The sequence below is a fragment of the Nitrospira sp. Ecomares 2.1 genome (genome assembly GCF_965152585.1).
The window spans coordinates 2,606,288-2,626,569 of the sequence record NZ_OZ224219.1 but is presented as its reverse complement, the minus strand read 5'-3'; the positions used below and the strand labels follow the sequence as shown (position 1 = coordinate 2,626,569).

General features: G+C 49.4%; 19 protein-coding genes. 8 read left to right on the top strand and 11 right to left on the bottom strand.

Going from position 1 to position 20,282, the window contains the following annotated elements:
- The first annotated feature begins 9 nt into the window (after positions 1-9).
- From ACWHYD_RS11495 to ACWHYD_RS11475, 5 genes are all read left to right on the top strand, one after another.
- Positions 10-1,035 carry a TRAM domain-containing protein gene (locus ACWHYD_RS11495; RefSeq protein ID WP_447962177.1) on the top strand — a complete coding sequence of 342 codons (1,026 nt, stop codon included), beginning with the start codon at positions 10-12 and terminating at the stop codon, positions 1,033-1,035.
- The gene (gene ispD, locus ACWHYD_RS11490; protein WP_447962176.1) at positions 1,028-1,732 is read left to right on the top strand and encodes a 2-C-methyl-D-erythritol 4-phosphate cytidylyltransferase; all 705 of its coding nucleotides are present in this window, start codon (positions 1,028-1,030) and stop codon (positions 1,730-1,732) included. Before ACWHYD_RS11495 ends, ispD begins: the two co-directional genes overlap by 8 nt.
- A gap of 58 nt (positions 1,733-1,790) precedes the next feature.
- A complete protein-coding gene (ispF, locus tag ACWHYD_RS11485; protein ID WP_447962175.1) occupies positions 1,791-2,273 on the top strand; it encodes a 2-C-methyl-D-erythritol 2,4-cyclodiphosphate synthase in 483 nt (160 codons plus the stop codon).
- Between the two features lie 47 nt (positions 2,274-2,320).
- Positions 2,321-2,971, top strand: coding sequence for a serine O-acetyltransferase (gene cysE, locus ACWHYD_RS11480; RefSeq protein ID WP_447962174.1), 651 nt, complete (start codon positions 2,321-2,323; stop codon positions 2,969-2,971).
- 127 nt (positions 2,972-3,098) lie between these two features.
- Positions 3,099-4,022, top strand: coding sequence for a class I fructose-bisphosphate aldolase (locus ACWHYD_RS11475; protein ID WP_447965862.1), 924 nt, complete (start codon positions 3,099-3,101; stop codon positions 4,020-4,022).
- A gap of 33 nt (positions 4,023-4,055) precedes the next feature.
- On the opposite strand, the gene ACWHYD_RS11470 is transcribed toward ACWHYD_RS11475, so the two are convergent.
- The 3 genes from ACWHYD_RS11470 to ACWHYD_RS11460 form a co-directional block, all read right to left on the bottom strand.
- Positions 4,056-5,330, bottom strand: coding sequence for a Glu/Leu/Phe/Val family dehydrogenase (locus ACWHYD_RS11470; RefSeq protein WP_447962173.1), 1,275 nt, complete (start codon positions 5,328-5,330; stop codon positions 4,056-4,058).
- Between the two features lie 265 nt (positions 5,331-5,595).
- The gene (gene truA / locus ACWHYD_RS11465) at positions 5,596-6,330 is read right to left on the bottom strand and encodes a tRNA pseudouridine(38-40) synthase TruA (protein ID WP_447962172.1); all 735 of its coding nucleotides are present in this window, start codon (positions 6,328-6,330) and stop codon (positions 5,596-5,598) included.
- A gap of 89 nt (positions 6,331-6,419) precedes the next feature.
- Positions 6,420-7,664 carry an N-acetylmuramoyl-L-alanine amidase family protein gene (locus ACWHYD_RS11460; RefSeq protein WP_447962171.1) on the bottom strand — a complete coding sequence of 415 codons (1,245 nt, stop codon included), beginning with the start codon at positions 7,662-7,664 and terminating at the stop codon, positions 6,420-6,422.
- A gap of 138 nt (positions 7,665-7,802) precedes the next feature.
- Here ACWHYD_RS11460 and ACWHYD_RS11455 point away from each other — a divergent pair, with 138 nt between their 5' ends.
- Positions 7,803-8,348, top strand: coding sequence for an NYN domain-containing protein (locus tag ACWHYD_RS11455; RefSeq protein WP_447962170.1), 546 nt, complete (start codon positions 7,803-7,805; stop codon positions 8,346-8,348).
- Here ACWHYD_RS11455 and ACWHYD_RS11450 read toward each other — a convergent pair.
- Complete coding sequence (locus tag ACWHYD_RS11450; protein ID WP_447962169.1) at positions 8,332-9,114, bottom strand: TatD family hydrolase; 783 nt, start codon at positions 9,112-9,114, stop codon at positions 8,332-8,334. The two genes, ACWHYD_RS11455 and ACWHYD_RS11450, sit on opposite strands and share 17 nt — an antisense overlap.
- 105 nt (positions 9,115-9,219) lie before the next feature.
- On the opposite strand from ACWHYD_RS11450, the gene ACWHYD_RS11445 reads away from it, so the two are divergent.
- Positions 9,220-9,762 (top strand): phosphatase PAP2 family protein, encoded by a 543-nt coding sequence (locus ACWHYD_RS11445; RefSeq protein WP_447962168.1) that lies wholly within the window; start codon positions 9,220-9,222, stop codon positions 9,760-9,762.
- On the opposite strand, the gene ACWHYD_RS11440 is transcribed toward ACWHYD_RS11445, so the two are convergent.
- The 6 genes from ACWHYD_RS11440 to ACWHYD_RS11415 form a co-directional block, all read right to left on the bottom strand.
- On the bottom strand, positions 9,759-10,715 hold the full coding sequence (locus ACWHYD_RS11440) for a cation diffusion facilitator family transporter (protein ID WP_447962167.1): 957 nt from the start codon (positions 10,713-10,715) through the stop codon (positions 9,759-9,761). The two genes, ACWHYD_RS11445 and ACWHYD_RS11440, sit on opposite strands and share 4 nt — an antisense overlap.
- 154 nt (positions 10,716-10,869) lie before the next feature.
- Complete coding sequence (locus tag ACWHYD_RS11435) at positions 10,870-11,178, bottom strand: YtxH domain-containing protein (RefSeq protein ID WP_447962166.1); 309 nt, start codon at positions 11,176-11,178, stop codon at positions 10,870-10,872.
- A gap of 32 nt (positions 11,179-11,210) precedes the next feature.
- On the bottom strand, positions 11,211-11,468 hold the full coding sequence (locus ACWHYD_RS11430) for a hypothetical protein (protein ID WP_447962165.1): 258 nt from the start codon (positions 11,466-11,468) through the stop codon (positions 11,211-11,213).
- Positions 11,465-14,371: a malto-oligosyltrehalose synthase gene (gene treY / locus ACWHYD_RS11425; protein WP_447962164.1), complete on the bottom strand. Its 2,907-nt coding sequence runs from the start codon at positions 14,369-14,371 to the stop codon at positions 11,465-11,467. The genes ACWHYD_RS11430 and treY overlap by 4 nt, the downstream gene beginning before the upstream one ends.
- 55 nt (positions 14,372-14,426) lie before the next feature.
- The gene (gene glgC, locus ACWHYD_RS11420; RefSeq protein ID WP_447962163.1) at positions 14,427-15,674 is read right to left on the bottom strand and encodes a glucose-1-phosphate adenylyltransferase; all 1,248 of its coding nucleotides are present in this window, start codon (positions 15,672-15,674) and stop codon (positions 14,427-14,429) included.
- A gap of 6 nt (positions 15,675-15,680) precedes the next feature.
- Positions 15,681-15,962, bottom strand: a complete 282-nt coding sequence (locus ACWHYD_RS11415; protein ID WP_447962162.1) for a LapA family protein — start codon at positions 15,960-15,962, stop codon at positions 15,681-15,683.
- A 56-nt stretch (positions 15,963-16,018) separates the two neighbouring features.
- Here ACWHYD_RS11415 and glgB point away from each other — a divergent pair, with 56 nt between their 5' ends.
- A complete protein-coding gene (glgB, locus tag ACWHYD_RS11410; RefSeq protein WP_447962161.1) occupies positions 16,019-18,223 on the top strand; it encodes a 1,4-alpha-glucan branching protein GlgB in 2,205 nt (734 codons plus the stop codon).
- 159 nt (positions 18,224-18,382) lie between these two features.
- On the opposite strand, the gene treZ is transcribed toward glgB, so the two are convergent.
- On the bottom strand, positions 18,383-20,260 hold the full coding sequence (treZ, locus tag ACWHYD_RS11405; RefSeq protein ID WP_447962160.1) for a malto-oligosyltrehalose trehalohydrolase: 1,878 nt from the start codon (positions 20,258-20,260) through the stop codon (positions 18,383-18,385).
- Positions 20,261-20,282 lie beyond the last annotated feature (22 nt).

The window sequence follows — 20,282 nt, the reverse complement described above, 5'->3', positions numbered from 1 at the left end:
GAATCTCTTATGGTGTTGCGAATGATATTTCTGGTTATTGCTGTGGTCCTGGGCATGGCCTTGGCATGGGGGGAAACTGAGGGACAGACAGTCTTACTGCTCCTGGGCGCGGGAATAGGGGCCGCAGTCGGAGTAATAATTCTGGCTGTAGAACAGAGATTGAAGGTTATGTCTTTCCCGTTTGTCTTGTGTGGAGGGGGCGGATTAATCGTTGGCCTCCTTGTGGCAGGACTGATTGGGTCGGTGACGGGATTCGGCGCACGCTTTCCTTATTCCGTCTTTAATCTTCTGACGAGCTTGGTGTTCTTTTTGGGAATTCCCTATTGGGGATTGATCATGGGAGTCCGATTTGCCACTGAAGGATGGGACACACCAACTATTTCAACTGGAGATAGGGATTCCGTTCGCATCAAAAAACTTCTGGATACCAGCGTCATTATTGACGGCCGGATTGCAGATCTGTGCGAAACGGGCTTTATCGAGGGAACCCTTGTTGTTCCGCATTTTATTCTTCAGGAGTTACAGCATATTTCCGATTCCTCTGACGGATTAAAGCGGGCTCGTGGAAGGCGAGGGTTGGATATTTTGAATGTTCTTCAAAAAGTGAGCAATGTCAAGGTGGAACTGGTAGAGGATGATTTTCCTCATGTGAAAGAGGTGGATACGAAACTCATTGAACTGGCAAAGCAGATGGATGCAAAAGTGCTCACAAACGATTTCAATCTGAATAAGGTAGCTGGGATCCAAGGCGTGAGAGTGCTCAATATTAATGACCTCTGTAATGCGCTGAAACCGGTGGTACTCCCAGGTGAGACGATTCGAGTCTTTGTCTTGAAAGAGGGGAAAGAGTCAGGGCAAGGTGTGGCCTATTTAGATGATGGCACCATGGTGGTGGTTGACCACGCCAAACGATGGATCGGCAAAAATGCGGATGTGATTGTCACAAGTGTCCTGCAAACAAGTGCTGGCCGAATGATCTTTACCCGTCTGAAAGAAGAAACCGAACACGAGGAGTTAAGCTTTTCGCGTGTTTAATTCTGTTGTGGCGGTCGTCCCCGCCGCGGGTCTTGGTATCCGCATGGGGGGAAACACTCCCAAACAATACCTTTCTCTTGGAGGAATACCTCTCCTAGTATATTCACTAAAAGTTTTTCAACATCTCGAGTGTATCCGCGAAGTGATTCTTTCCGTGCCGGCTTCGGATCTGGATTATTGCCGGCGTGAAATAGTGCAGCTCTTTGGATTGAAGAAAGTCACTCAAGTTGTGGCGGGAGGACTACGGCGCCAGGATTCTGTCAGAAATGGACTTGAGGCCATTTCCGATCAACCTGACGGAGTTCTGGTCCATGATGGTGTCCGTCCCTTTATCGACCAGCCCATTGTTAGGAATGTGATCGACCGGGCCGGGCAAACAGGGGCTGCGGTGGTGGCGATGTCAATTCATGATACCGTAAAACGGGTCGATCATTCTGGGATTATTCAAGAGACATTAAAAAGGGAGGAACTCTGGCAGATTCAAACTCCCCAGGTGTTTCGGTATGACTGGCTCGTAGAGGCACATAAACAGGCTCAACTCCATCAATGGGCCGTCACCGATGATGCTGCCCTCATCGAACGGATGGGATACCCCGTTTCCGTAGTGGAGGGAAGTTGTTTTAATATAAAAGTGACCAAACCGGATGATCTGGTTCTGGGGGAAGCTATTTTGAAAACGTTGGGAAGCCGAGGGTGAAACCTCCAGCTAGACTTCATCAGGTGTGTTTTTTTTCTCTCCTCATTCCTAATTCACTATGAGAGTTGGCCAAGGTTATGACATTCATCCCTTGCAAGAGGGCCGTCCACTGATTCTGGGTGGCGTGGCTATCCCACATACACAAGGGTTGGATGGCCATTCCGATGCTGATGCTCTGACCCATGCCGTCTGCGACGCCATTCTGGGAGCTATGGGAGAAGGAGATCTTGGAACACGCTATCCAAGCAGTAATCCGGAATTCAAAAATCTCTCCAGCTTGGTGATGCTACGGAGTGTCGCTCAAACCCTTCGTGAAAAAGGATTTTATTTGGTGAATCTGGATACGGTTATTCTGGCCCAGGCTCCGAAATTAGCCCCGTATATGGTTTCGATGCAAGAGAGTCTTGCAGACGTGCTGCAGGTTTCTCCTTCTCAGGTAAATGTTAAAGTTAAAAGTGGAGAGGGAATTGGAATGATTGGACGGGCAGAAGGTATTGCCACGTTGGCAATTTGTCTCATTGAAAGTATCGCGCCGTTATGAAATGATACCACCTTCTACTTCTTGGGGTATATCCATATGGTGGGCCTATGCGGTTGGTTAAACGAATTACTGAAGATCTTCACGCTGTTTTTGAGCGCGATCCGGCGGCAACCAGTCGTTGGGAGGTGTTGCTGGCCTACTCGGGTTTTCATGCGTTATTGGCCTACCGGGTGGCGCATTGGTTATGGAAGAAAAATGTTCCGATTGTGCCTCGGTTGATTTCGCAACTGGCCCGGTGGCTAACCGGTATAGAAATTCATCCAGGAGCGCAAATTGGACGCGGATTTTTTATTGACCATGGAATGGGGGTGGTGATTGGCGAGACTGCCGTCATTGGTGAGTCTGTCACCCTCTTTCAAGGCGTCACACTCGGAGGAACCGGCAAGGAACGGGGTAAACGCCATCCAACATTGGGGAATCATGTCGTTGTCGGAGCCGGAGCAAAAGTGCTAGGGAATATTACGATCGGGGATTTTGTAAAAATTGGAGCCAATTCAGTTGTTCTTCGGTCAGTCCCTTCGAATTCAACAGTCATTGGGATACCTGGCCGTATTATCAAAACCATTGGAGACCGGGTGCCAGAAGCGACCATGGATCATGCTAATATTTCAGATCCGATTGCTGAACGGTTTGATGCGATGGAACAAGAACTCATTGCTCTAAGAAAACAGGTGGAACAATCTGAAAAACGATCGTAACGGATGTGAGAGAATTGTTATTATTGTCTTAGGCCGTGAGGTCTTTTACACTACACAGGCGAGGGTCTGAACGAAGAGAAAGTACTATGTTGAAAGGGAGGGATTTTTTGTGAAGGAACCCAACGTAATCACGCCACGAGTCAAGGAAATCTTACGAAATTATGAGGGGAATGTCCCTGGAGTGCTTGCAAATATTGCCCGTTTATTGATGACGGGACGATTGGCCGGGACTGGTCGCTTAGTTATTCTGCCGGTGGATCAAGGCTTTGAGCATGGTCCAGCCAGAAGTTTTGCGGTCAATCCTGCAGGGTATGATCCTCACTACCATTTCCAGCTTGGGATTGATGCCGGATGTAATGCCTACGCGGCCCCTCTCGGATTTCTAGAGGCCGGAGCTGCAGAATATGCCGGTCAAATTCCCCTTATACTGAAATTGAACAATAATGATTCGCTGTTTGAGAGCAAAGATCCTAATTCCGCCATTACGGGCAGCGTCCATGATGCCCTGCGGTTAGGATGCTGTGCGGTGGGATACACGATTTATCCCGGGTCTGCCCATAGCCAAGAGATGTATAACCATTTGCGGGAAATTGCTCAAGAGGCCAAATCCCATGGATTGGCGGTAGTTGTATGGTCATATCCTCGAGGTTCTGGACTGAGCAAAGAAGGGGAGACGGGAATTGATATTGTTGCCTATGCCGCGCAAATTGCCGCCCAACTAGGAGCCCATATCGTCAAAGTGAAGGTGCCATCGAATCATATAGAGCAAGCGGCTGCTAAAAAAGTATACGAATCCGAAAAAATTCCCATTGGCACGCCAGCTGAACGTATCCGCCATGTGGTGCAGAGTACATTTCAGGGAAGGCGTATTGTCATTTTTTCGGGCGGGGCCAAAGGGGAAGATCAGAAAATTTTTGATGAAGCAAGAGGAATACGGGATGGTGGAGGATTCGGGTCCATTATTGGGAGAAACTCCTTTCAACGGCCGAGACCTCAGGCTCTTGAATTTCTCTCAACCGTCATGAAGATCTATGGTGAAGAACTCATTTAGAGATTTCCCTCGCCAGGATTTAGAATGTATAAACTAGGGGTACAATCCTCGACATTGGTGGGCTTGAGCGACTTCCTGAATTCCTGCGATTAATGCGGCGGTTCTCATTGTCAGTTTTTTCTCCTCAGCATGTTTGAGGATACGGTGAAACGCTACGGTAATGATGTTTTTGAGCCGGCTGTGAATATCTGATTCCTGCCACGAAAAACGTTGGGCGTCCTGGACCCATTCAAAATACGAGACGATCACTCCGCCTGCATTGGCGAGAATATCTGGAACCACAAAAATTCCTCGTTCCCTCAAAATGGCATCGGCCTCCAGAGTTGTTGGGCCGTTGGCTGCCTCGATAAGGTACTGGCATTGAATGCCAGAAGCGTTGTTAACCGTGATTTGTTCGGACACGGCAGCTGGAATGAGCACATGGCACGGTAACATGAGTAACTCTTCGTTACTAATCGGTTCACCAAATTGCGTGAGAGAAGGGACCGACGCTTTCTCGGTGGCCAGATGAGAAAGAATTCCTGGGATATCCAGACCTTTTTTGTTGTACAACCCGCCCAACTGATCGCTGATTGCCAATATTTTTACGCCTTCCTGATGTAGAATTCGTGCAGTATGGGATCCGACGTTTCCAAACCCCTGAATGACCACAGTTGTGTCTGAAGTAGACAGACCAAAATTACGTAGGACTTCCAACGTAACATCCACCACTCCACGCCCTGTCGCCTCCTCCCGGCCAAGGGTGCCTCCAATTGAGATTGGTTTCCCGGTGACCATTCCCCTGACGGTATATCCTACCTGCTGACTGTAGGTATCCATCACCCACCCCATGACTTGCTGATTGGTCCCAATATCCGGGGCGGGTATATCTTTGTCCGGGCCCAATAACGGAAAGATTTCTGCGATGTAACGGCGGGTCACACCTTCCAATTCTGCGGCTGAAAGCATTGATGGATTGACCGCCACCCCGCCTTTTGCTCCACCGAATGGCAACCCGGCTAGCGCTGTTTTCCAGGTCATCCACATTGCCAAGGCTGCGACTTCGCCAAGGCTGACGTCTGGATGGTAACGAATGCCGCCTTTGGTGGGGCCGCGGGCTACATCATGATGCACTCGATAGCCACGAAAGACTTGAACCTGTCCGTTATCCATCCGGACAGGGATACTGACACAGAGAGACCGCTGAGGGGCTTTGAGTCGCTCAAGCAGACCTGAGTCCAGATTCATATGGTGGGCTGCCTCATCGAACTGGGCCACTGCCAAGCGAAACGTTGGGTGGTTGAACTCTGGAGCAAGGTCATTGGTCATGGGGGTTATCCAGCGAATTGAAAATGTTAAATCTTACTTTTTAGTATATCAAGAATGCGATTTTAAATAATTCCTTTTTACATCGGCATTTGAGTGGATGAAAAGAAAGCAAGAAAAATGCTGCGGTATTCAAAAATGTTCGTCATGTCCTGCCCTGAGTATTGCTGAAGGGGAGGCCGCCGATTTTTTGACGGGGGGAGCGGAAGAGTAGGCGAGAACGATCAATGAGTGGGAACGCAGGTCGGGCCATGTTTCAACACTCCAATTAATACAACACATGAATGAGGTAGAGCCCTTGGGGAGGGGCGGTTACTCCTGCAGCGCGTCGGTCCTTAGCCTGAAGAATGTCTGTAATCGAGTCCGGTGATCTTTTGTATCGTCCGACTTCGGTCAGTGTGCCAATAATCGTCCGAACCATTTGCTTCAGGAATCGATTAGCCTGAATCTGAATGGTGAGAGTCATAAGATCCGAAGTGAGGGAGACTTCGGACACGACGCATATGGGATCCGATGTACTCGCACGTGGGCCTTGGAACGAGGTGAAGTCATGTCGGCCAATAAATCCAGACATGGCCTGTCGCATGGCCTGGGTATCCAACTCGTAGGGTAAGTGCCAAACTCGATGGCGATCAATGGCCGGGCGGGCAGGATGGTTGGATATTCGATACTCGTACAGTTTTTCTTTTGCGCTATATCGAGCATGAAACGATTCAGGAACACGTTCACTCGTCACCACCGAAATATCAGGTGGAAGAGCGCTGTTGAGCGCCAGTTTCCATTTATCTGCCGGAATAGATTTGTCAGATTGAAAACTGGCGACTTGACCACGGGCATGGACCCCGGCATCCGTTCGTCCCGCGGCGATGATAGAAATGTGTTGTTGTGTAATGCGGGTAAGCGCTGTTTCTAAAGCGGCTTGGATCGTCGGCTGATTGGGTTGGCGTTGCCATCCCGCGTAAGCCGTGCCGTCATATTCGATGGTCAGTTTAATGGTGGACACGGGTTACTGTGTTACCAGGGGATGAGCGGGGTAATCTTCATAAACAGGAGATCGGAGAATCCGATGGAAGAGGCCGGGGGCTGTCCTGGCTATCGAGAAGCGGTTTGTAACGGGGTAATATAGGATTGAAGTCCCTTAAATATTCCCTCGGCCACTCGTTTTTGATAGGTTGAACTTTGTAATAGCTTTTCCTCCGTAGGATTGGAGATAAAGGCAATCTCTGCCAATATGGCAGGCATGGTGGTCATTCGCAGCACAAAAAATGGAGCGGTTTTGATCCCATGATCTTTGATCTTATAAAAGGCATCCAAAAATTTCACCAGGGAATTTTTGGTTGTCCATGCTAACTCGCGGGAATCATCAATTTTTTTGTCGTTAAGCTTGTCGGCAAGAATAAATTGCCAGGGTGCCGCATTTTTTTCAAGCGGTGTGCCATTTTCTCTGGCAGCGACGGCAAGTGCTCGTGGGTCACTGGCTTCACCAAAGTGATAGAGTTCCATCCCTTTCACGGAAGCTTGAGGATGGGAGTTAATGTGGATCGAGACAAAGAGATCCGCTTTATGTGTATTTGCGAATTTGGCCCGGTCTTCCAATTCGATGAAGACATCCGTTTCTCGGGTCATGAAGACTTTCGTGGATTTTTCTTTGGCGAGCAGGTCTCTCAAATGATTTGCGATAGTTAAGACGACATCCTTTTCCCTTGTGCCTTTGCGACCTAAGGCCCCTGGGTCTTTTCCTCCGTGTCCGGGATCAATCACGATCACCAGATCTTTTTTTATGACAGGTGGTGGCGGAGTGGGTGGAGCCACCACTGGAGAAGCTGGTGTGTTACTTGGTGGCGCCTTAATGCCAGCCGCCCCCTCAGCTATAGGATACAAATCAAGAACGACGCGAGCAGGATTTTTGAGAACATACCACTTATAGTGTTTCCAGCCGTCAATGGGTATGGTCAAGAGGATGGATCCAGAAGAATTTCTGGAAAGATCCAATTGTAATGGAAATGAATCTGCCGTTGATTTGGCGACAGTAGACTTAGGTAATTGTGTGTTGGGAAGTTCTAATTGAAATGTTGTGGCCGTTTGATGCTCTTGAGGAGCAGGATGGACGGGGCGGTTCAGATCTAACACAACACGGGTATATTGTTTATGGCGATGAGCACGAATGTTGCGGATGGAGGTTGAGGGTGGTGATTGTGCGATAAGATGAATCAGTGGGGGAGTTTCGTCCCCCAAAAAAGGTCGAGTGTCTGTCGCTCCCCCAGGCAAAGGAAAAGACGTTGACAGGACCAACATACCGATGCAGGAATAAAGGGGTATCATTCGAGTGGAAGGCATAGGTATTAAACCATTCCTCTCTTTTTTCGCAGAAGAAAGCCTTCTTGTCAAGGGAAGAAGCGCTTTCGAACCGGGTCCTGTTGCGGGTAGACTCAGTCATTATGGCTGGATCAGGCTTCGCATCATGAGGGAATCACAGTGGCACCGAAACATTTGATCATCGATGGATATAATGTGTTGGGCGCAATGGGGCTTCCCCCCCATAAGGTCGTTGAACAGGGAGAGCATAATCGAGAGGAGTTTATTGTACGTGTAGGCCTCTATGGGCATAAACTCCGCAATCTGATCACCTTAGTTTTTGATGCCTGGCAACAATCGGGAATGAGTCGGCAAGTCATTCATCGTGAGGGTGTGACAGTTATTTATACAGCTCAGGGCGAAAAGGCCGATGGGGTAATTCAAGATTTTATCCGAACCCATGGAAAAGGGACCGCAGTAGTCTCATCCGATCTTGAAGTGATCGCTGTTGCGAAAGCTTTTGGGGCGTTTTCGATTAGGTCGCAAGAATTTGTCACACGCCTGTCTTCTGCTGGTCTTCAAGGATCAGCCGTGAGTCGATCCCAAGGTGGACGCTTGTACAAGGGGGATGATGAGGAGCCGGTTCGATCAAAAGAGAAGAAGGGCAATCCCCGAAAACTTCCCAAGAAGTTACGTCAGCGTAATCGGATTATGAAGAAATTTTAAAGAGCTGGCAGGCATTAATGGTCGTCAGTTCGGCCACACGAGCTAGTCCTGCTTCCGAGTCACCATATTTAATTTCCGCAATCTGTTTTGCCACGTAGGCGACGTAGGCCGATTCGTTGCGTTTTCCTCGAAACGGGACGGGAGTTAAATAGGGAGCATCGGTTTCAATGAGCAACCGGTCATCGGGGACCGTGCGAATCACTTCATGTAACTGCGAGGCATTGCGAAAGGTGATGATTCCTGAAAATGAGAGATAAAACCCCAGATCCAAGGCCCATTTGGCAAATGTCAGATCCTCCGAAAAACAATGAAAGACGCCGCCCACCTTTTCGGCATGTTCTTCATGCATGATTGCCATCGTATCCTCCTGCGCCTCACGTGTGTGAATCACCAGGGGAAGGGCGAGTGATTGCGCTAGGGCAATTTGTTCACGAAATCGTTGACGTTGGGTTTTTCGAGGAGAGTGATCATAATGATAATCAAGTCCGATTTCGCCGAAGGCGACGACTTTTGGTTGCTGGGCCAGTTGAGTCAATTCTGCATACCAGCTGGGCTCGATGCGTTTGACTTCATGTGGGTGCACGCCGATCGTGGCATAGACATTAGGTCGGGTTGAGGCTAATTGCACTGCTGCATGACTTGTGGAAAGATCACATCCAATAGTGACAAATTTCTCAACACCGGCTTCGTGAGCACGTTGAAAAATATCGTCCCGATCCGGATCATAACGGGGATCGTCTAAATGAACATGGGTATCAATCAGCATGGAGAAATCCTTTCTCGTTAAAACCTTTACCTTATCATACTCGTTCAATTTCTTGCAGAATCTCGTTTTTTTTCAGTCCAAGTACGAAAGAGTTAAGGAACAATAATGAACTATGATGAACTATGGTTTGCCTATATTAATGGTTGGGCCGGCCGGTTTGCTGAATTGGATTGGTTCATGCTTCAGGTATCACGGGAAACTAACCTGTTGATTCCTGGCTTTTTACTCGTGGCGTATTGGGGATGGATGAAATGGGGAGAGGCTAAATTCGCCATTCCCTCTTTAGCGCTCCTGATCGGCTTCAGTGATTTTCTGGGCGGACAGCTGAAAACATTGATTGGCCGTCCACGGCCCTGTCAGGTCCTCGATCACATTCATGAATTGGTCGGATGTGGTGGCGCTTTTAGTATGCCGTCCAATCACGCGTTGAATTCAGGTACGGCTATTAGCTTTCTTGCGATACTTTATCCCTCTCTAGGGTGGATATTGTGGCCATTCCTTGGCCTGATCGGATTGTCCCGGGTATTTCTAGGTGCCCATTATGTCACCGATGTGTTGGTCGGGATTGGTCTGGGCGCGCTCTTGGGAGGAGGGGTTGGATTTTTACTCAAGACGCGCGTGTTTCGAAGGAAGCCTCTTCCGGATTAGTGATGGTGCAGGTGAGGAAGTGTGGGTTCTGTGCCGGTTGATCCGTTTGTCAGGTAACTGAGATTGCAATGCAGGTCCTCATGCTCAGGGCATTCGTTTTCCAGTTGGACGGTTAAGTGATGAATGCCAAATTTCGAGGAAAGTGTTGATTGAATGGGTTGAAGCAGTTGATCTTTATCCGGAACCGCCGCGTTGTCCACCAACACGTGACAGGTCAACATCACAATGCGGGGTTCAACCGACCAGATATGCAGGTCATGAACTTTATTGACACCAGGAATATTTTCAATGGTCGCCACAATATCGGAAGTTTTGAGATGGGGGGGAGTCGATTCCAGTAAAATGTCCAGCGACTCACGAAAGAGTGGCCAACTCCCTTTTACGATAATGACGACTATAAGGAGACTGATCAGGGGATCCAAAATGGTGAGGCCGGTCAGGGCGATACCCAACCCCGCGATAATGACGCCAAGAGACATCCAGGCATCCATCACCATATGAAGAAACGCCCCGCGAATATTCAGGTCATCTTCGGCTCCTCTTCGCAGTAACAGGGCGACGGCAAGGTTGGCGATCAGGCTGATCCCAGCGATCACCATCACCCAAAAACCAGGCACGTCAACCGGTGAAAACATCCGATCGATGGCCAGAATTCCGATAATCGCCCCTGTGAAAATTAACAGAAGGCTATTGATGAACGCTGCAATGGTTCCGGCGCGATGGTAGCCAAACGTGCGATGTTCCGTGGCGGGTTGGGTGGCCAGAATATGTGCATACAAGGCTAACAAGAGAGAGCCTTGATCGATCAAATTGTGTCCGGCATCGCTCAGTAACCCCAGACTATTGATCACATACCCGCCGATGAATTCAGCGAGAATGATAACGCCATTGATGACAAGGCCAAGCTTCAGCCGATACGTGAGAGGGGAGGAGGTCAATTCTGAATGCGTCATAGGATCTACTCTCGCATGAATCTTGGGCCTGGACAATGGGAAGAGGCAAGCCTACTTCACTCTTCCCATAAACGGAGTGGAGGGATCCCGGTACTTGCGAGGTTGAGAATGGTGAAGGGGAAGCACCTCCCCCTTCTATGCGGAGGGTGCGAATTTACTCGTCGATAGAATCAGTTTTGACGGCCTGTTTGGTGGCATCCACTGCGGAGTTGACTCGAGTGGCCGCTTGTTTCATGGTTTTCCTGGCTTCTTCAGACCAGGCATGTACGGCCTCTTTCGTTTGGGAAGCCATCTCAGAAAATTCGTCCTGTGCGGTCTTTGCCCCTCGTGCCAATCGGTTACGCACGTGAGTTCCTGTCTCCGGTGTCAGGAGTATGGCTGTACCGGCGCCCAAAAGAAACCCTGCAATGAAGACAAAAGTATTCACCCAACCTGAGTCGTTTTGCGTCGTCTGGTCATCCATCGTGAAATTTCTCCTTAGTAATTCTTCGTTTGTTATGCCTCATCCCGATGATCTTTCGATGAGGCCATTGCCATGATGGCTCCTCCCAGGAGGACCCCGGAGGCAAAAATAAGACTGTAGGATAAGCCCGTTCTGAGCTCAGGCCATGTATCCAGAATTCGTTTCCATAACGGGACATCTTCAGAGAAATGGACGTGTCCCTCCCAGCCCAATTCACCCTCCGGCGTAGATTGATCAGAGTACGATTCTTGGTCTGAAGCATGTGCCGTGTTCAATTTGCTCATAGTCATGAAGCAGGCTCCAATAGGGCAAAAGGAAAATGTTGGAAAAGCGTTCCTAGGGGTAATCCTACCATGCCCGGACCATTTTGTGGAGTGACAATTTCTTGGGTCAGAATATTACGAACAGAGTGTGTCGCAAATTCCGGAGGGAGCGACATCGAGGTTTGTCCCCATATAGATTCGCCGAGCGGACTGATGGTCTGATCCGGGATGAGATTGGTTAAAAATCGTGGAAATATGACCATGCAGATATGTGAGTGATGCTGTCGAATGAATCCACACACATGATGTGCCTGTTCACCTTTGAATTCCAATGGCAGATACAATCCTTCCAAAAACAGGTGGGGATGGCTCTTTCGTAAATGAAGTGCTGTTGTGGTCAAAAACATTTTAATCAGGCCGTTTTCCGCTTCCTGTAATAACGTATGGACAAGGTCGAGAGGAGGGGTGGTTTGTCGCATGTGCTGTAAATCGGACAGCCGTTGTTGCCTGAGGAGGTAATTCACGGGTTGTCGGTTGTCCGGATCGACCAGACTGAAGTCCCAAAGCTCTGTGCCTTGATAGAAATCGGGGACACCCGGAGCAAGAATTTTAATAAGCACCTGACTCAGAGAATTATACATACCATATTTGGCAATGCGTTGTTGAAAGGGAATGAAATCTTGGAGAAAAGTATTTGTGGGCCTGAGAGAAAGAATCCGGGAAAGAAATTCTCCGACGGCCTTCTCCCAGGTTTCATCGGGGTTTAACCAGCTGGTGTTGACTTTCGCTTCTCGCAAGGCTTTTACCAAATACTCCCGTATACGCGTCAAAAAATGAGGTTGAGCCGGTTCCGAGAGCCCGCCCAATGGCCAGGTCCCGAGCAGTGTCTGGTAAATTAAATATTCTTCATTCAAGCTCGGTGCCAGTTGATCATTGATTGGTTGTTTCGCTTTTTTGTTCAGCCGGCTCCAGAGTTTAAGATGCTGCCGCCATTCTGTAGGAATTTCCGACAACACATTGATTCGTGCCCGGACATCCTCGCTCCGTTTTGTGTCATGCGTGGAGGTGGTGGAGAGGCTTGTTGGCCATTGGGTGGCGCGCTCCTGCATGTATTGGTGAAATTTTGAAAGGGGGACACCAAAATGTTGCGGTTCTCCGCCGACTTCATTCAGTGATGTGAGGCGGTTGTAGCTATAGAAGGCCGTATCTTCAACGCCTTTCGCGGTAACCGGACTGGTCGTTTGCTGGAATTTCATGACAAAAGGGCGAATTGTCTCCCAATCAAGATCGGGAGATTCCTGGGGAATTCTCAGGAGAAGATCGCGGATGAAATCGAACACCAGATTGCTGATGGCGGGATTGCGCCGTTTTGCTCGCGCTACAGCCAAGCGGATATACACACGATCACGATCCAGCGGGCCTTCGAGAGGGTCCGGTCCAATATATGTTCGATACACGGGGAAACAGGCAATGATTTCGCGGATGGCATGGATCAGGCTGTTCAACGTAAAGTCCCGTGAGCGCCGGTTTCGCTCGGAAAGTACGTTGAGTTGATGTCCCAATGCATTGATTTCTCCTGACATGGAACTGGTCATGATGAGATTTTTGCATTCGTAGATCAGGTCGTCATATCGGAGAGACTGTTTGGTAAATCGGCTGTAGATTTGTTCGATCTGTCGTTGATGGGTTTCTTGGATGAATAATTGATTGACTAAGGCCAGGTAGTCATATCCGGTGGTGCCATGGCAGAGCCAATCCGGAGTGAGACGTTCCTCTGTACCCAGGATTTTTTCAACGAGGAGATAGAGGGAGCGACCTTGTGTGTCTGCCTGAACTTCCAAGTGTTCAGCCGCCCATTGTTGCCATTGAGCCAGAAAAGCTCTTGGGTTGTAGAGTCCATCGACATGATCAATCCTCAGTCCATTTACCGCACCGGATGTTAATAATTCAAATATTTTTTTATGGGCCGCCTGAAAGACTTCCGGTTGCTCCATGCGAATGGCCGCCAGTTGGTTGATGTCAAAAAACCGGCGATAATTAATTTCTTCGGCGGCTACACGCCAATAGGCCAGACGATAGGCTTGGTGACTCACCAGGTGGTCGAGGATATCGAATGTGCGCGGAGAGTTCTTGATGCCATTGAGTAACTGAATGTTCTCCAGCAGAAAGTTGCGAATGGTTGAATTTTCTGCAATGACCGTGGAGAGGCGGCGCCGGATTACCTCTTTCTCCCGGTATCGTTCGGCAACCCGCTCGGTCTCCGTTTCGGTTCTGGCTGGTAAATGGGAGAGGGCGGTGATAATGCTTTGGAATTCGTGCAAGTGCGGATCGGAATTTTCCAGGCATTGATTGAGTGTGTCTTGCCTAAAGGTCAGGATGGTACTCCACGTACAAGGGTCAATAGGCAGCCGATTTTCATAGTATGTGAGGAAAAATTGCCCGTCGTCATAGTGGAGAATGATTTCCTGGTTTTCGAGAACAATGCCGTATTGATCGCCCAGAATGGGAAGAAGGACTTTGTTTTCCAATTCCGGCTTCACCGGTATCCAGTCAATATCGAAAAAAGTGGCGTAATGAGAAGACGGACCATTTTCCAAGACATCCTGCCACCAAAGATTCGTCGATCCGGCTATTCCCATATGATTTGGCACGACGTCCAGAATCTGTCCCATGCCATGCTGGTGCAGTGCTTGGATAAATGCCTGATACTCGGTTTCCGTTCCAATCTCTGGATTTAATTCCGTGGGATCAACCACGTCGTATCCATGAGTGCTCCCTGGAGCGGCTTTCAGATAGGGCGAGGCGTAGCAGTCGGTGATACCAAGTTGAGACAGATAGGGAAGAATGCGAGAGGCGTCCTGGAATGTGAATGACGAGTTAAATTGGAGGCGATAGGTCGAGAGCGGAATGTGCAGAGACAGAGGAGTCATGCTCCCTCCTTTATGTTAAAGAGGAGGGTGAGGAGTGAATGGCCCGTCCGCCATATTATTGCCCACGAGGGAAAAGGGTGAGGCCGAGCTTCCCGGCTGTTGATCGTCGACCGTCTCGTCCGTGTTTGTCGCCTAGGGTGGTTCCGGACGAGATAATGTTAAATCGATCAATGATACAACGATGGAGATGGCAATTGGAGCCGATGAGTGTCCCATCAAGAATAATCGATTCTTCAATGGTACAGCCTTCTCCAATCCTGACATTACGTCCGATGATGGAACGTTTCACCGTACTGTCTACGACGAGGCTGCCTTGGCCGACCATGGCATCATCCATGTGGGATCGGACTAGACTGGCAACGGGTTCAACCGACGCATCGGTCAGAATAGGCCATTTGACATTTCGTAAGTCCAGGATCGGCGACTCTCCCAAGATGTCCATGTTGGCTTGCCAATAGGCCTCCAGCGTTCCGACATCGCGCCAGTACCCCCATTCTTCATAAGGATGAATGCCGGGAACCACATTGTCCATGAAGTCATAAGCCAAAACCCGGTGAGATTTGATGAGGGAGGGAATAATGTTCCTGCCAAAATCGTGAGTGCCGGCTTGACTGGCGTCTTGTTCAAGGATTTTCACAAGAATGTCGGCGTTAAAAATATAATTCCCCATCGAACTAAAGGCCATCTCAGGATTTTCAGGCATGGGTTTCGGCGAGGCTGGCTTTTCCTCAAACCCGATGATTTGATGGTTGGCATTGACTTCGACAATTCCAAACCCTTTTGCGGCCTGAATCGGAACGGGAAGCGACGCGACGGTCACATCCGCTTCCTGGTCAAGGTGAAATTGGATCATTTGCCGGACATCCATCCGGTAAATATGATCGGCTCCGAAGACCGCCACTAATCCCGGCGCGAAGTCCTGAATGAGGTTAATATTCTGATAGACGGCATCCGCTGTCCCTTCATACCATTTGCCTCGTCCCTTCATTTGTGGAGGGACGACCGTAATAAAGTTTTGACGGTTGGTGCCACCAAAACGCCAGGCCCTTCTGAGATGTTCAATTAAGGATTGCGAACGGTATTGCACCAAAACATACATGGATTGGATGCCGGAATTAATGAAATTGCTCAGAACAAAATCGACAATGCGATAGGTGCCGGCAAAGGGCACGGATGGCTTACTTCTTTGTTCAGTTAACGGCATAAGCCGTTCACCTTTTCCGCCAGCCATGATCATAGCCAGGATCTTTTGTGGCGTCCGTTCTGTGATTTTTTTGCGACGGGATCCAGAAGAGCTTTTCATATGGGTTTAGGTGTTGGATGGAGGGTTGGTTAACTCGGCGACGGATCGTTCCAGTGCCGCGATCGTTTTTTGTTGTTTGGCAATCAACCGGCTTTTTTTAATGTAGGAGGGCAATGAAGCCAGTAGAGTCAGGCTAACACCTAACCCCAAAGCCGAGAGTAACATGACCGCCCGCGACCCGTGGAAGGTCCAGGCAAAAAAATTCAGAATGATGGGTTCAGAGTTTTGTATAGAAAAGGCAACAGCAAAAAATAGTAGAAGCAGCAACGACAACAGTGCAGAATACATAATCCCTTTTGGTATGTTAGGATATTGTTAATTAACATAGAAAGGATTCATTGGCAATGCCAATACTCTCAAATCGTTTTCAACGGCTGGTTTCTGCCAACGAATGGAATCCGTTTTCGGTATTAGGTCCTCATCAGGACGATTCGACGGATTCTTCTGATATCTGCATCAGGGCATTTCTGCCTGAGGCTTCCGAAGTGGTGGTGCTTCCTGGGATAATTGAGAGCACCCCTATTCCCATGAAGCTCGTCCACCCTGATGGGGTTTTTGAGGCTAGGTGGAAGGGTCATCCACTTGGCACGGATTATCAATTCCGCATCGTCGATCGTCAGGGGAAAGCCAGCCAACGCCATGACCCCTATGCGTTTCCACCGCTCCTCTCAGATTTTGATTTACATTTGTTCGGTGAGGGCAAACTTTATAAAGCTTATGAACAGCTTGGGGCGCAAGTCTGCATCCATCAGGGAATTCAAGGGGTGAATTTTGCTGTGTGGGCTCCAAATGCTAAGCGAGTGAGCGTGGTCGGAGACTTCAATGAATGGGATGGCCGTCGGCATCCGATGAGGAGTCGGGGAGGGGGAGGAATCTGGGAGTTATTTATTCCGGATATGAAGGATGGTGCGGTATATAAGTTCGAAATTTTACCGGAAAATGGTGATGGGCCGTTTTTGAAAGCCGACCCGTATGCCTCTTCCGCTGAACTGCGACCAAAAACGGCCTCTGTTGTTCGTGATCTTTCGGAGTATGAATGGCGGGACGGGCAGTGGATGACCGCCAGGCAAACATGTAATCCCCTCACTCAGCCTTGGTCCATCTATGAGGTGCATTTGGGATCATGGAAACGTGTTCCAGAGGAAGGATCCCGATGGTTGACCTACTCCGAATTAGCTCAAAACCTCATTCCGTATGTGAAGGAAATGGGGTTTACCCACATTGAGTTGATGCCGGTGACCGAACACCCGTTTGATGGGTCCTGGGGGTATCAAGCCACCGGGTATTTTGCACCAACAAGCCGGTTTGGCACTCCTGTGGACTTTATGGCATTTGTGGATGCCTGTCATCAGGCTGACATTGGGGTTCTGATGGATTGGGCTCCGGCGCATTTTCCCGAAGATCCCCACGGGTTGGCCTGGTTTGATGGGACAAATTTATATGACCATTCCGACCCGAGGCTGGGGTTTCATCCAGAATGGAATAGCCGGATCTTTAATTACGGCCGGACTGAAGTCAAAAACTTTCTGATCAATAGCGCACTGAGTTGGTTCGACCGGTACCACATCGATGGTCTTCGCGTGGATGCTGTCGCGTCGATGCTGTATCTCGATTATGCGCGAAAATCCGGTGAATGGATTCCCAATAAATTCGGGGGCAGAGAAAATCTGGAAGCGGTGGAATTTTTGAAAGAGCTGAACACCGTGGCTCATCAGGAACATCCCGGCATTGTGATGATTGCGGAAGAATCCACCGCATGGCCTGGGGTCTCCAGGCCGACCTATGTCGGAGGTTTGGGATTTACATTTAAATGGAATATGGGCTGGATGCACGATACTCTGGATTATTTCAGCCTCGATCCCATCTATCGGAGATACCATCAACATAACGTGACTTTCGGATTAGTCTATGCCTTTACCGAAAATTTTGTACTCCCGCTTTCTCATGATGAAGTCGTGCATGGCAAAAAATCGCTTCTGGATAAAATGCCCGGGGACGAATGGCAGCGATTTGCGAATTTGCGGGCGTTATATGGACACATGTGGGGGCATCCTGGGAAAAAAATGTTATTTATGGGCTGCGAAATCGGCCAATGGTGGGAATGGAACCATGATGATAGCCTGCAATGGCATTTGCTTGAGTACGATCCGCACCGGGGTCTTCAGCGGTACGTCGCTGATCTCAATCGATTATATGCCTCACAACCTGCACTCCATCAAGTCGACTATGATTGGACAGGGTTTCAGTGGATTGATCTTCATGACAGTGATAATTCGACCCTCACGTACTTCAGGCGCGCCGAAGATCCATCCGATATTGTGGTCTGTGCCCTGAATCTCACCCCTGTTCCTCGAGAAAGCTATCGAATGGGCGTGCCGACCTCCGGATATTATCGAGAGCTCTTGAACAGTGATTCAGAGGCATACGGTGGGAGCAATATGGGGAATGGTGGTGGGGTTCAATCCGAAGACTTGCCTTGGCATGGGCAACCATTTTCCGTGCTCATCACGATTCCACCCTTAGCCGCGGTCTTTTTTAAGCCCGTCTAGATTCCCAAGATCTCGGTAGGAAGTATGTCCTTCTTCTCACTCAAGTAGATTGGGGTTGTAACTCCACAACGACCCCCATTCTTCACTGGGCATACTTTAATTGTAGAGATGCGTATTCTTTATTCTCATCCTCGTCATTAATGGTTTTGTGGGTTGAATCTAGTCAGCTTTCAGAAAAACCCAGGCCGGATAGGGCGGAAGTTTGAGAGAGACCTGTTCCCCAGTCTGAATGTGAAGGTTGGAGGGAGCCAGAAGTTCTTCCTGATCGCCAGTGGCGAAGGTCCCACTATCAAGTCGCGATTCCCAATTCCCTTTTGGAAGCTTGACTAACGCTAATGATGCCTTGGGGTGAAATCCTAGAAGCATGAGTGCGTCGGGTCCCTGTTTGGCACGACGATGAATAATCAGCAACTGACTTTTCGCATGGGACCCAATCTGGATTCTATGGCCTTTCGCTCCGGTGCCTAATGCAGGGATAGACTTGCGCAGGTGAATCAACGCCTGACACCACCGAGCATGGGCCTGGTGTTGGGGATTGGTCTCAAGGCAGGGATGAATGGTGGAACGGTCGAAGGTCTCCTGAGCATAGGGGTCGGGAATGTTCGTCCATCCGAACGCGGCGAATTCTCTTGTTCTCCCCTGTCGGACGGCTTCAATTAACGCAGGATCCCCGTGGTCGATGAAATATAAAAATGGCGCGGTTTCGCCGTATTCTTCTCCCATAAATAAGAGAGGAAGGTAAGGTGAGAGGAGCACCGTGGCATTGGCGACCTTAAGGGCTTCAAAGCTCACCAGGGTACTGAGGCGATCTCCTTGGGCGCGATTGCCGATTTGATCATGATTTTGAGCACACACCACAAGTTGCGTTGGTGAGCATGGCTTGAAGGAATTGCCATGTTTTCGTCGTCGATGCGGCGAATACTGTCCGGAATAGACCACGCCTTCTCGTATGGCCTTAACCAAATCCTTTAGTTGCCCAAAGTCTTCATAGTAGCCCTTGCGCTCTTTTGTGAGTACGGAATGCAGGGCATGATGAAAGTCATCACTCCATTGCCCGTCCAGCCCATGCCCCCCTCGTGAGATGGGTGAAATGATGCGGACATCATTCAGGTCGCTTTCGGCAATCACTTGTACCTGCCGATTGAGCCGTTGTCCCGCGGCATGGACCGCTTCCCCAATATCCTGAAGAAGATGCTTGGCGCTAAAATCGAAGATGCCGTGAATCGCATCCAGGCGTAACGCATCAATGTGATACTCATGAATCCAATAAACCGCATTGCTGATCATGAACTGTCTGACAGCGTCGCTCTCGGAGCCATCGTAGTTGAGGGCGCTCCCCCATGGAGTTTTATAGGTATCGGTAAAGTAGGGGCCAAAATCACCAAGGTAATTTCCCTCTGGACCCAGGTGGTTATAGACCACATCCATGATCACCGCAAGACCGGCTGCATGACAGGCATTGACCAATCGCTTGAGGCCGTCGGGTCCACCATAGTTGTGCTGCGGGGCAAAGAGAAAGGTTCCGTCGTATCCCCAGTTTCTGGACCCAGGGCATTGAGCTACCGGCAAGAGTTCAATGGCGGTGATACCAATCTGGTCACGCAAGTAGGGCAGACGATTGATGATGGCGTCAAAGGTCCCGTCCTTTGTGAAGGTGCCGGTATGAAGCTCGTAGATAATGTATTGCTCCAGAGGCAGGCCAGGCCAGGACGGATCCGTCCAGGAAAATGCAAGGGGATCGATAATTTCTGATGGGCCATGCACGCCATCCGGTTGCGACCGGGAAGCCGGATCAGGACGCTCAATGGTGTGATTTAATACATATTGATAGCGGGTGCCTGGAGAAATGTCTTGCACGGAGCCTTTCCAATATCCAAAGGGTTCCTGGCTGAGAGGAGTTGGTTCCTCAGCACTTCCCATGATGTGGACGGCCACCGACTGAGCCTTGGGTGCCCATACCCTGAACTCTACAGAAGAGGCGTCGATGCACGATGCGCCCAATTCTAGTTGCCATCGTGGGGCCTTTAATTTTTCCAAACGTGCTTCCTCCCTGCTGGTT